The 14704-nt window shown below is 47.8% G+C and carries 1 protein-coding gene; it reads right to left on the bottom strand.

What is annotated here, in order from left to right:
• Positions 1 to 6 precede the first annotated feature (6 nt).
• Positions 7 to 14697 carry a T9SS C-terminal target domain-containing protein gene (locus PHEP_RS22010; RefSeq protein WP_012780286.1) on the bottom strand — a complete coding sequence of 4897 codons (14691 nt, stop codon included), beginning with the start codon at positions 14695 to 14697 and terminating at the stop codon, positions 7 to 9.
• Between the last annotated feature and the right edge of the window lie 7 nt (positions 14698 to 14704).

Raw genomic sequence — 14704 nt, 5'->3', positions numbered from 1 at the left:
TTTATCCTATTTTTTAAATGCCCTTACCAGGGTTACATAACCTTTGAAAACTTCATACTGGTTACTTCCAATACGCTTTACCCTTAAAATGTAATAATACGTCCCTTCATTTAAGCCTTCTCCCGTCCAGGTATTGGCATAACCTTTTTGTTTAAAAACTTCATTGCCCCACCTGTTAAAGATGTTCAGCTCGTTATCCTGGTATTGGTTCAATCCCCTTATTTCGAAAGTATCGTTTATTCCATCCCCGTTCGGCGTAAATAAGTTCGGCACACGGATCTCAAAGAAGTTTGAATTTACCGTTACCGTAGCCACATTGGTGTAATATCCAAAAGCATCTTTTACCCGATACTGGAAGGAATCTGACCCGGTATATCCCGGATTGGGTGTAAAGGTTATGGTTCCATCTGTATTGACTTTTACTGTACCATGCCGGGGCTGTGTTACAATCTCAACAGTTAGCTGGTCAAAGGCCGAATTACCAGGATCATCATTGTCCAGAACAGCTACCACAACAGGACTGTTGGCTTTAGTTTCCAGCTTGTCGTCAACAGCAACAGGTGATTTCGGAACAGCAATTACAGTTGGTGTATTGTTGCCCTCAGCTGTTCCTGACACATCCTGAACCACAGCGCCCGATGGGCCTCTGGCCTGAACGGTTGCAGTATTGCTTACCTGACCCAGATCTTTATCGGCCTGTGTCAGGGTGTATACCTCTGTTACCACAACAGCAGCATCTGGCAATAAACCGTTTGTTACCACTATAGCCTTATTGCTTATACCCAGTTTGATATCACTCAGCTCAATCGTATTTAAGGTCACATTACCCAGGTTTTTAATGCCGAAAGTGTAGGTGATTTTGTTGCCGTTAAAGCTGGCTGTCTTCACCAGAGCGATTATAGGTTTTTGAGGTACAAGCGTTACTGTTGGGGTATTGTTGTTCTCTGCAGTTCCAGACACATCACTTACTGTTTGTCCACCCGGGGCCCGGGCTACAACTGTTGCGCTGTTGCTCACAGTTCCGGCATTTTTATCTGCCTGGCTTAAAGTATAAACCGCAGTTTCCACAATTGATGTACCTGGGGCCAGTGGCGCTGAAACTGTTCTGGTCAACCCGATCTTAGGATCGCTGATGGTAATGGCCGATAAAGTTACGTTTCCGGTATTTTTGATAGTAAAACTATAGGTTATGCTATTTGCATCTGAACTTACAATACCGCTTTTCAGCAGGGTAATGGCCGGACTGGAAGTAACGCTGATCACCGTTGCATCATTCGGTGCAGGTGTATTCGGATCGTCCGATCCTGGATTACTTATTGTTGCCCCTTTTGGTGTATCGCCCGAAACCGATGCCTGGTTGCTGTAACTTCCATAATCTACCTCGGCCTGGGTTAAGGTGTGTTTGGCTGTAACTGTAGCCCTGGCACCCGGCGCCAGATTAGCGATGACTGCAGGTAAAACAGATCCTGCGTTTGCACCCGGGTCTCTTATCACCAAATTGTTTAAAGTTACGTTGCCCGTATTTGTTACCACTATAGTATAACTGATCACCTCTCCTGCTTTTGTTCCGGTATTGTCTGCAACTTTGGTTAAGTGCAGGGCCCCGTTTGGCACAATCATACTCAGCGTGGCATCATCGGCCGCCGGAGTAGCCGGATCATCCGATTTCGGATTTGAGACCGTTGTATTTGCTGGGTCTTTGGCCACAACCGATGCCTGGTTGCTGTAACTGCCATTGTCCACTTCAGTTTGGGTTAAGGTATGTTTAGCCTTAACTGTGGCGGTTGCCCCCGGTGACAGAACAGCAATGCTTGCCGGGCTTACTGATCCGGCATCTGCACCTGCATCGCTTACTGCAATATTGCTTAGGGTAACATTGCCTGTATTTTTCACTACAATCGTATAGTTAATCACATCGCCGGCCTTGCTCCCGGTATTGTCGGCAATTTTGGTCAAATACATAGCACCGTTTGGCACAATCGTGCTCAGCGTGGCATCATCGGCCGCCGGAGTAGCCGGATCATCAGATTTCGGATTTGAGACCGTTGTATTTGCTGGGTCTTTGGCCACAACCGATGCCTGGTTGCTGTAACTGCCATTGTCCACTTCAGTCTGGGTTAAGGTATGTTTAGCCTTAACTGTGGCGGTTGCCCCCGGTGACAGAACAGCAATGCTTGCCGGGCTTACTGATCCGGCATCTGCACCTGCATCGCTTACTGCAATATTGCTTAGGGTAACATTGCCTGTATTTTTCACTACAATCGTATAGTTAATCACATCGCCGGCCCTGCTTCCGGTATTGTCGGCAATTTTGGTCAAATACATAGCACCGTTTGGCACAATAGCAATTACAGTTGCATCGTCCGCTGCCGGAGTAGCCGGATCATCAGATTTAGGGTTTGAAACAAGTGATCCTTTTATCGTATTGCCAGAAACAGATGCCTGGTTGCTGTATGTTCCGTTATCTACCTCTGCCTGTGTCAGGGTATGCCTTGCGGTTACAGTTGCACTTACACCTGGCGCCAGACTTACCAGGCTTGCAGGTGTAATTGAGCCCGCGTCTGCGCCCGCATCATTTACGGCAATATTGCTTAGGGTTACATTGCCTGTGTTTTTCACTACCATGGTGTAGTTGATTACATCGCCGGCCCTGCTTCCAGTGTTACCGGCAACTTTGGTCAAAGTTATGGCCCCACTTTCCACAATGCTGACCACCGTAGCATCATCAGCAGCCGGAGTAGCCGGATCGTCAGATTTAGGGTTTGAAACAATCGTTCCTTTGGTATCCTGAGCAGAAACAGCGGCCTGGTTGCTATAGCTTCCGTTATCTATGTCACTTTGTGTTAAAGTATGCCTGGCGCTTAAAGTGGCCGTGGCGCCGGGGGGCAAAACGGCTACCGATGCAGGTAAAACAGATCCTGCATCTGCACCAGCGTCAGTTACCACAACATTGCTTAAAGTTATGTTGCCTGTGTTTTTTACAACCAGGGTGTAATTAACCACATCGCCCGCCTTGGTCCCGGTATTGTTTGCCGCTTTTGTTAAGCTTATGCTACCGCTTGGTACAATTGTACTTACTGTGGGTTCGTCGTTCGTTTCCTCTGTTCCGGACTTATCAGAAACATTGGCCCCGATTGCCGGACTTGCAGTAACTTCGGCAGTATTGATATAAGTTCCCGCATCTACATCTGCTTGTGTAAGTACGTGGCTTGCCGTAACAACAGCGGTTGCACCCGGTGCCAGCTGGCTGATCGGACTGCCAGAAATTACTGCATTTGCATCCGTTACCAGCAAATTGTTTAGCGTAACATTACCCGTGTTCTTAACTGTTAAATCATAATTTATGGCTTGTCCAGCCTGGTTTGGAACTCCGCCATTTACCTTTTTCACCAGCCTAACCGCCGGAACCGGCATAATTTGTACCACTGTAGGCAAATCATCGCCTGCTGTATTTCCGGAAATATCACTGACTTCAGATGCATCCGGCGCCTTTGCAAAAACTGAAGCGCTATTGCTGAATTTACCCAGGTCTACATCGGCCTGACTTAGCGTATGCCTGGCGGTTGCCTTAACCGTGGCGCCAGCGGCCAATGTTGCTATACTGGCAGGTGTAATGCTCCCTGCATCAGCACCTGCGTCTTCAATTACCAGACCGGTTAAAGCAGAAGTACCGGTATTGCTAATGCTAAGCTCGTAATCAATCACGTCCCCAGCTTTGCCAACCGCATTTAAAGCCGTTTTAACCAGGGTTAAAGATGAGCGGTAAACCGTTGTAGCTACCGCAGATGTTGAGCTCAAAGCCCCGCTTTCCGATGGCTGTGCAGTAACTGAATTCAGGATTGTTCCGTCAAAAGCCGCAGGAATTTCTCCGCTTACATAAATATTGACTGCATTTGCCACCCCTGCCGGAAGGTCGGCCCTAATGTTAATGTCACCAGTCCCACTGGTTGCCGAAGTTGTTGCTGCACCGATATTTTCCACTGTCCAGCTTAAATTGGCCAGTGCCAATGGTGCAACATCATTTATGGCCAGGTCAAGTGCATCACCGGTACCTTCGTTTGCAATATTGATCAGGTAGCTGATTTTGTTGCCCGATCTCAATATGGCCGGGCCACCTTTTGTAACCTTGATTACCGGTTGCCTGCTTACTGCAGTTGCAACAGGGCCTGATGTTACTGCTGTTCCGGTTTCTGCCGGTGTAACACTTGCCGTATTGCTGATGGTTCCGTTAAATGATGGGGCAACCGTTCCGCTGATATCAATAACAATACGGTCAGCCGCTGCCGATGGAAGGTTGGCATTCACCTGAATGTTATTTCCCGTTCCTTGTTTTGCTGATAGAATTGCTGTTGTGCCCTCTGCGGTGGCCGTCCATGTTACATTGCCGATTTCTGCCGGAACAACATCAGCAATAACCGAATTTAAAGCGGTACTCGGGCCATTGTTCCTAACTATAACCTGATAGTTTATGGTTTCACCTGCAGATACACGTGCCGGCCCGCTTTTCGAAACCACAAAATCTACAGCTGGTGTAACCAATGTTGAGGCAGTGCTTTGAACAGCCGGTATACCAGGTTCCGACGGGCTTGCACTTGCCGTGTTGACCAATGTATTGTTGAACAATGGATCAATTGTACCGCTGATTACCACATCTACGCTTCCGTTTGCAGGAATGTTGGCTGTTAAGGAAACATTGTTTCCGGTACCCATACTGCCCGACAACAGGCTTGCACCATTCGCAGCGGTTCCTGTCCAGCTCACATTTGCCACATTGCCCGGAACAGCATCCGTTAATATGGTATTCAAGGCATCAGAAGGTCCTGAGTTAACCAATTTAAGGGCATATGTAATGGTGCTGCCACCCGACGATAGTGTTGGGGCAGATTTTGTTAACAGCAGATTGGGGCTTTGTTTAACCACCGCAACTGCCGGACTGGAAACCACAGGAGGATTTCCTGGTTCTGAAGGTGTAATGGTTGCCGTATTTGAAACACTTCCGGTGGCATTGGCCGCCAGTGTTCCATTAACGGTGACATAGATTTTTCCACCTTTCGGGATATTTCCGGTTAGCGACAAAGTATTTCCGCTTCCTGTTCCATTTGCGGTAACCAGGGCACCACCCGAAACGCTGGCAGACCAGGTTGGATCCAGAATTGTTGCCGGAATGTTATCGGTTAATACTGCCCCTATAGCATTGCTGGGGCCATTGTTGCCAAGTTCGATGGTATAAACAATGGGTTCACCTGCACTTAATGTAGATGCAGTAGATTTAGCAATGGTTAAGTTGGTTAATTTGCTTACGACAGTACTGACTTCGGGTGAGGAAACTGCAGGGCTGCTGCCTATTTTGGCTGACGCGGTATTTTTGATCGTACCGGAGAAATCAGCACTGATGGTTCCTGTTACATCAACAGTTATATAAGAACCTGCAGGAATATTTGCATTTACAGCTACATTGCCATTACCACTGCTTGTGCCAATAATACCTGCTGCGGTACCCCCGGCCGAGGCCAGCCATTGCACACCGCTAAGTTCGGCAGGCAAAACATCTGCAATATTTACCGCCGCAGCATCGCTTGGACCGGTATTTTCTACTTTAATTCTATACGTGATCTGATTTCCGGCAGCAGCTGTAGCTGGTCCCGTTTTTTGCAGTACCAATGTTGGTGTGCTGATGATCGCTGTACTTACCTGCGAGGTATTGTTTGCTGTATTGTAATCGGTAACCCCTGAAGGCAAGGTTACTGTTGCCGTATTGGATAATGGCCCCAAAGCTGCATTAGATGGTATTTTTCCGTTTATGGTAACCGTAATAAAATTACCCTGGCCACCTGCGATATTTCCGGTTAGCTGTACGGTATTGCCCGCCCCGTAAGGAACAGAGCTGACCCTGGCCGAACCCATTGCAGTTGTGGTCCAGCTTACATCGGTAAGCAATGTATTTACCAGGTCCGTAATCACCAGGTTGTCAACATCTACTGAACCATTATTGTACACATTTAAGGTATAGGTAACTGTCTCTCCCGCCGAAGCACTTTGAGGGCCGGCCTTGATCACTGCAATATCTGTAGAGCGGTTAACGCTTGTTGATACCGAACTTCCTTTAACAACGCCAGAAGTGGCTTCGGCCTTGTTGGTGAAAGATGAACCTGCACTTTGTTTGATGATCCCGTTAATCGTAATTAATATACTGTTGTTGCCTGTCGGGATGTCGGCAACGGTATAAACATTATTTGTTGTACCTGATGATGACGAACCCGGGCTAATTACAGCCGAGCCATTAGCCGTTGCTGTCCAGTCTAGCACCTCAACATCGTCCGGTACATTGTCAACAATAAAGGCCTCGGTAATATCGCCAGGTCCGGTATTTTTAACCAGGATGGTATAGGTAATGTGGTCGCCTACATTTGCATTTGCAGGTCCGGATTTTGCAACGGTAAAGTTTGGATCGTTATCTACAACTGTATTAAATGTTGAAGTATTGTTTCCCGGTTCCGGATCCGTTATACCTACAGCCACGGTGGCGGTGGCGGTATTTGCAATAGAAGTGCCATCTGTTAATGAAGGACTGACCAAGGCCTTGATCTTCACTTCTATCACTCCGGAAACCGGCGCAATATCAGCCGTTAAATTTATATTTCCTGTACCCGAAGCTGAGCTTACACTGGACCCTGTTGTGGCGGTGGCAGTCCAGGTAACCGAGCCGGCAACAATTCCGGCAGGCAGGTTATCAATTATCGCTGTACCAATGGCACTACTTGGCCCCTGGTTGGTAATCCGCAAGGTATAATTAATTTCTTCCCCTGCTTTGGCATTTGCCGGACCAGACTTTACCATCCTGACATTGGCTTTACGTGTGATGGCAGTACTTACAACGGCGCTGGCCGGAGTCGGATCGGTAACCCCGGATGGCGGAGTTGCGGTGGCGGTATTGGTTACATTTACACCCTGGTATCCCGGATCAACCGTACCCAGCAACGTAACCACAACTTTATCTGTACCGCCGGCTTTAAGCGACGCGCTAAGATTCAGGTTTCCGGTGCCGTTATTAACATTCGTGCTTGCTGTACCCTGAGTAGCTACGCTCCAGCTGGTATTGATGATGGACGCAGGAAGCAAGTCGCTGATTGCTGCACCTGTAACATCACCAGGACCCTGGTTTTCTAAGGTTATGGTATAAGTAACCTGTTCTCCGGCAAAAAGGCTTGCGGGCCCGGTTTTCGAAATCCTTAAATCCGCCTGTTTGCTTACCGAAGTGTTTGTTGTATTGGAATTGACAACCGGGTTTCCGGTTTCTGAAGGCGCAACCGATGCGGTATTGCTTAACGCCGTTCCGCTAAATGCCGGGTTTAGTTTACCGGTAATCTGTACCAGAACGGTATTGGTATCACCTGCAGGAAGGTTGGCCCTCATATTCACCGCGTTTCCGGTCCCTGTAGCGCCAAAAGTCAGGTTTGCGGTCCCGCTTGCAACGGCGGTCCAACTTACATTCTGGATAGCTGCGGGAACAGCATCTGCAATAGTGGCATTTAGTGCATTACTTGGACCGGCATTTTTAACCAGTAGGGTATAATTTACCAGTTCGCCTGCGTTAACTGCTACCGGGGCAGATTTTACAATGGAAATATTGCTCTGGTTAGTAATCACTGTGCTGATTGTATTAGAACTAACCGTCAGGCCAGTTTCTGCCGGAATTGCCCTGGCGGTATTTGTAATGGTTGTATTTACCTGATTTGCCGGAACCGTTCCGATAATGGTGATCCGGATCTTATTGGCCGCACCAACATTCAGGTTTCCTGTTAAGGCCAGATTTCCGGTACCTGAAGTGCTTGCCAGAGTTGAGATCCCATTGGCAACTGCTGTCCAGGTAACGTTGGTTAAAATTGCCGGAACCACATCTGCTATGGCCAGGTTGTCTGCATTAGAAGGACCCGTGTTAACCGCATCTATAATATAAGTAACTACTTCTCCGGCTTTAGCTGTGGCAGGCCCGGTTTTAATTAAACTAACAGAAGGTGTTTTGCTTACCTGGGTAGTTATGGTATTCGATGTTTTGGCAGCAGCCCCGGTTTCTGCCGGTGTAACCGTTGCGGCATTTACCAGGCTGGCATTTGCCGATGGGCTTACCTTTCCGTTAATGATAACCAAAATCTCATTTCCGGTTCCTGCTGGAATATTGCCCGTTAGGCTAATCGCATTTCCGGTTCCGTTTGCCGTACCACTAATTGTTGCGTCACCGGCAACTGTTGCAGACCAGGTTACATTCTGTATAGCCGCAGGAACATTGTCTGTAATTAAAGCTAAATCTGCATTTGCAGTAGCGTTATTTTTAATTTTTAAGGTGTAGCTGATATCCTGGCCCGCATTGATGTTTGCCGGGCCGGTCTTTTCAATAGACAGTACCGGTATTTTTTGTACTGCTGTGCTAACCGATGATGTTTTTACTGCTGTGCCTGTTTCTGCCGGTGTTGCCGTTGCGGTGTTGCTCAAGGTACCGCTATAAGCGGCGCTAACCTTTCCGCTAATGTTAAGCGTTATTTTGTTTGCCGCTCCAGCCGGAATATTCCCTGTAAGAACGATATTGTTTCCGGTTCCGGAAGCTGTTCCGTTTACCGTGGCAGAACCTGCTGTGACGGCGGTCCAGCTTACCGCGCTGATTTCTGATGGGACCAGGTCTTTAATTTCCAGGTTTTGTGCATCTGCTGTACTGGTATTCGTTACATCAATACTGTAATTAATGCCGGCACCCGCAACGATCGATGAAGGGCCATTTTTGGTAACAGATACCGATGGAAGCCTGTTTATTGTTGTAGTAACTGAAGATTGCGGCGAAGGGCTGTTCTGTTCGGTTGCTGTTACATATGCCGTATTGGTTATGGCCCCACTGTAGGAAGCACTTGCTTTGCCGGTAATGGTAACAATGACCTTATTGCCTGCCCCTGCCGGAACATTTACAACAGTTTGCAGGTCATTTCCACTTCCTGTTCCGCCGCTAATGATGGCTGCAGTTCCCTGCGTGGCTGTACTCCATACAGGGTTCAGAATTTCAGCCGGGATTAAATCTGTGACCCTTGCACTCATGGCATCGCTTGGCCCTGTGTTGCCAACCTCAATGGTATAAGTGATATTGGTGCCTGAAATTACTGAAGATGGACCATTTTTAGCAACTGTTAAACCGGATTTGGTTTGAACTGAGGTAATAACCTGTCCGGATGTTACCGGCACAACACCGGCCTCTGCCGGGGTTACGGTTGCCGAGTTGAGGACATTGCCCAGCAGGCCTGAACTTACTTTTCCGGTTACATGCACCTGAACCGTACTGTTCGCATTAAAGTTTCCGGTTAAGCTTAAGGCATTGCCCGTACCGCTTGCGCCAGAAGTAATGCTGGCAACACCGTCAGTGACACTGCTTGTCCAGGTCACATTGGTAATTCCCGAAGGGATATCATCGGTAATTACCGTATTTAAGCTGTTGGAAGGGCCGGTGTTCCTTACGGTGATGGTGTAGACAATGGTGTTGCCGGCAATTACTGTAGCCGGACCGCTTTTTACAATGGTAAATACAGGCTTACTGTTGATGCTGGTTACCGCTTGTGCACTTACAGGGCTGCTGCCAGTTTCCTGGGGTGTGGCCACAACGGTATTGGTAATGGCGCCTGTATAATCCGGCTTTATGGTGCCTGTTACATTTAAAATTACTTTATGCTGTATACCGGCAGGAACATTTGCAATTAAATTTATGGTATTCCCCGAACCCGTGGCACCACTGGTTATGCTGGCCCCTCCCTGCGTCTGGCTTGTCCAGCTTACATTGCTGAGTGCAGCAGGAACAAGGTCTGCAACCTGTACTGCGGTTGCATTACTCGGCCCGTTGTTTCCCATTTCAATTTTATAGGTAATGGCATCTCCTGCCGATGCCGATGAAGCCCCCGCTTTAGAGATCACAATTCCTGATGAACTGGTTACATTGGCATTTACAGAAGAGTTGCTTCCGGAACCCTGAGGCTCCGCAGGTACGACCGAAGCGGTATTGGTTATGCTGCCCGTAGCCGCAGGGCTCAATGTTCCGCTGATGTTGACGTTAATGTAATTATTGGCATTTCCTGCCGGTATATTTGCGCCAACGGCTACCGTATTCCCGGTTCCCGACCCTCCGGAAACAATTGTAGCAGCCCCATTTGGAGTGGCGGTCCAGGTCACATTTTGTACTGAAGTAGGTACTGCGTCGTTAATGGCCGCATTGATGGCATCACTGCTTCCGGTATTTACAATTTTAAGTGTATAATTTACTGCCGAGCCTGCGGTTAAGCCTGAAGCACCTGATTTGGTAATTGCCAGCGCAGGTTTCACGCTAATCACGGTGTTGTCCGTGGCCTCATTATTGGCTCCTGTCGGATCAGTTATTCCGGCCGGGACGGTCAGTACGGCCTTATTTACCAGATTTCCTGTTGCAGAAGCGGCCACTCTTCCGGTGATGGTGAAGCTGGCGCTTTGCCCGCTGGCCAAAGTTAAACCTGTCCAGTTTCCGCTGGCCGCATTGTAAGTTCCGGTTGATGCATTATAGCTGGATGCTGTAAAACCAGCTGGCAAAGCATCGGTAACTTTTAATACATCAGCAGCATTCATTGCACTGACGCCTTTATTGCTAACGGTTACGGTATAGGTAAGGGCCTCGCCGGCTACCGCAGGTTTTGGGGTTGCGGTTTTGGTAATTTCAAAATCGACTGAACGGTTAATGGCTGTTGTTTCTGTAGCAGAATTGTTTGTGGTATTGTTATCGGTTGTACCTGTGGGTGCAACCAGGCTTACAGTATTACTTAGCGTTCCAACAGCATTTGCGGCAACTGTACCTGCAATGGTCAAAGTTGCCGTTTGCCCCTGTGTTAAGTTTAATCCGGTCCAGTTACCTGTATTTTTATCAAAGGTACCCGTTGATGGAGTAAAAGTTGAGGCGGTATAACCTGCCGGGAAGTTTTCGTTTAACTTTACTACATCTGTAGCCAATAAGCTGGCCGGGCCATTGTTGCTTAAGGTAATGGTATAAGTTAAATTGCTACCTGCAATTACGGGTTTTGGTGCGGATGTTTTGGTAATGCCCAGATCAAGCAGGCGACTGATCACCGTATTGTCGGTTTTACTGTTGTTGCTGATATCAGGATCTGAAATTGTGGCCGGAACAGCAACCGATACGGTATTGCTTAATGTTCCGCTGGCCGTTGCTGTTACTGCGCCTGCAATGGTTAAAGTAGCCTGCTGCCCAGTAGCCAGGGTTAAACCGTTCCAGTTTCCGGTAGCCGGATTAAAAGTTCCGGCAGAGGCCGTAAAGCTACTGGCAGTATAGCCTGCGGGAAGATTTTCTGTAAGAGCAAAAACGTCAGAAGTCCTGAGCGTGCTTGGCCCGTTGTTCTTTAGCGTAATGGTATAGGTAAGTGCCTGTCCTGCAATTGCGGGCTTTGGTGTTGCCGTTTTATTGATCTCAATGTCTGACGAAGGAACAGGTACTATGGTATTTAAAGTGCTGGTATTGTTACTGCCATCCGGATCAGTTTCTGCTCCGGAGATGGTGGCAACATTGGCATAATCTGCCGCTATGGCATTGGCATTAACACGGGCAATAATGGTGAGGGTTTGGGAAAGCCCATTTTCCAGGCTACCTATCAACCACTCACCATTTGAGGAAGCGTAATTTGCGGAAGAACTGCTTATAAAAGTATATCCTGCTTTTAAAGCATCTGCAACTTTAACCGCTGTTGCATTACTTGGTCCATTGTTTTTAGCTGTTATGGTAAAGGTTACGTTATCCCCAACCTTTGGTGTGGTTTTATCAATGGTTTTGGTAACCTGTAAATCGGTCCTTTTGGTATAGGTAATCTTTACATCATCAACCGATACCGCACATGGGCCATTGCTGATGGTCCACCTTAAAATTGCACTGGTATTTTCTGCTATGGTTACCGTCGTATTGCGGTTGGAAGGATCCTGAAAGGTAGCCGTTCCGGGTGCTACAACAGACCACATGCCTGTTCCTACAGCAGGGGCATTTCCCTGCAAGGTAAATACCCCCGAATTAAATTGCTCTGCATCTGCGCCGGCATTTGCTACCGAAGGGTTTTGGTTAACTGTAACCGTAACCACATTGGAAGGCACGGAAGAACAGGCCATACTGTTCAATGTTGAAATTGCTGTTCTCCGGAACTGGGTTGTTACCGTTAAGGCTGCAGTAGGGGTATAAGTAGCTGATGTTGCATTGCTGATGGCAGTCCACAGCGTTCCATTTGTAGAGCTTTCCCATTTGTAGCTGATGGCCGCACCCGCCGATCCACTTCCGTTGGTAACTGAAGTAAAAGCTGCAGGAATGGTTCCGGTACAGATGGTTTGGTCGGTACCAATTGATCCGGCCCCGGTGATATCCTGAACAGTAATGGTAACCGGCCCCGTTACGGACTCACAGGCTACACCATTCAGCGTTGAAATGTAAACCCTTCTGAACTGTGTGGTGGCAGTAAGCGCAGCCGGCGCATAGGTGCTGGCCGTAGCCCCAACTATGGGTGTCCATGTAGCGCCACCATCCACAGATCTTTCCCATCTGTAAGCAGTGCCCGAACCTGCAGTTCCACCGCTTCCTGCGGTTGAGGAAGTTAGGGCTGCAGGCGTTGCGCCATTGCAAATGGTCTGGTTGCTGCCAATGCCGCCGGCATTAACCGCAGCCTGTACAGTAACTACAATCTCTGCATAATCACTTTCGCAGCTTCCATTGGTTTGTTTTACAAAATAACTTGTATTTCCCGCCGTTGCGGTGCTGGGTACAGGTGCATTTATAGAGGATACACCACCCTTGGTCCGAAACCACAACAATGTATTTCCATTGGTAGGGGTAGCAGAAAGTGCGGTTGCTGTAGCATTTAAGCAATACGTAACTTTATCAGCTACTGCAGGTTTGGCAGAAACTGTGGCAATGGTATTGCTTGTGGAATTGTTACCCTGGTTAGCTGTAACTTCAATGTTTGCATTGGAAGAATTTAAGTAGCTCACCTGTGCAACGTCTGCATAAGTACTTACAGCTGTGGGTACCGTGATCCGGTAGCTTATCGGCGAAGTGCTGGCCCCGGAAGCCAAAGTACCCCCAGTATAAGTATATTTATAAATGTAGTTACTGCCCGAAGTTTCCCTTGTACCTAAAGTCCAGTTTGGGTTGGACAGGTTAGTAAAAGTATAACTGGTTGGATAGGTTTTGGTAACTACAATCTTATTTATAGCAGTAGTAGCTACTGCACCAACATTGGAAACCACCACGTTAAAATCATTACCGCTGGTAGAGAGACATGGAACAGCTGCAGTTTTTGCGATGGTAAGGTCTACATCCTCGGCCAGTACCGGGGTATTTACTTCAGCAATGTTGTTGTCCGGATCCAGATCGGTGATGTCTGTCGGGTTAATGCTTGCCGTATTCCTGAGTGTGTTTCCGGCAGGCACGGCATTTAAAGTCCCGGTTACGGTAATTTTTCCTGTAGCCCCAGCAGCCATGTTCAGACTGCCTGCAATTTCGTTGGCAGTGGTCGACTTATTCACAGTTGTGCCGGCCAAAAATCCGGTAAAACTCACAGTACCTATATTAAAAGCACTTAAAGGAATTAAGGTACCGTTAACATCTGTCAGCCTGTCTTTAAATTCTATATTATTAAGTGCAACGCTGTTATCGTTAACCACCTCAACGGTATAAGTTACCTGGTTGGCACTTGTTCCGGCAGGGATCGTTCTCAGCACATCTTTATCTGCCCTTTTTCCTACCCGGATATTACCTGGAGTAGTTACCGTTAGGTTCCGGATTTCGTGATTGTTGAGCGACCCACCCGTTGCAGAAGTAAACCCTAGTTTTAAAGTTGCAGGGGGTGCATAGCTTACGCCCGACTGGTCTACCAGAGAATAACTAAACTGTTGGGTAAGCGCCCCGCCCGGGCTGATTGCCCACCTGACAATAATGTCATATTTTCCATTTGCGTTTGGTTTGATCTCTACCTGTACCCTTCTGTAGAAAGTTGCATCGTTAGGACGTGAACCAGAGGTTGGCGTGTGTTGAATCTGACTAGAAGCAGTTGGTGTAGTCGTAGCAAGAAGCCGGTAAGCATCCGATTCTCTTCCGCGAAGTGTGATGCTGTTTATTCTTCGTCCCAGGGTTAGGGGTGATGCCGCCCGGTCTGTAGCCGCACCTACTGTACCATAATTAGAAGAGAAATTTCCGTATTCATCGATCCCGATCCCCAGATAAGCCCCTCCCAGTCCGGCTTCGTTTTTATCGCCCCTTGGCGCATAACCCAGGCCGGCACCGGTTCCGCCAAGCCTGAAATTAGATTGGGTAATTGAACCATCAAACAGGAATACCACAATTCCATCTGCACCTTCATTTGTTACCGAGTGCCAGGTTTTATATTCGAAATCAAGAAGTACCCCCAGGGTAGAAGGAAAGGCTTTGTCAATATAGGCGTAACCACGCTGGTCCAGCGCGTCCTTAGTTAACCTGAGGTATCCCTGATTTACAGGATCAACGCCCCCGGAAGTCAGCGATGCGCTAGGAGAGCCGCCAAGTACAATACCATTGGCAGTACTTCCTTTAAAATTTTCTGATAGAGTGAATTGTGCAAAACCTGTAGTACAGATAAAAAATTGCGCAATAAAAAAAATGAGTAAACGTTTGTTCATGAAAAGT

The sequence above is a fragment of the Pedobacter heparinus DSM 2366 genome (assembly GCF_000023825.1).
GTDB classification, from domain to species: Bacteria; Bacteroidota; Bacteroidia; order Sphingobacteriales; family Sphingobacteriaceae; genus Pedobacter; species Pedobacter heparinus.
The sequence above is the reverse complement of the archived record's forward strand: the minus strand, read 5'-3'. Positions and strand labels throughout refer to the sequence as shown.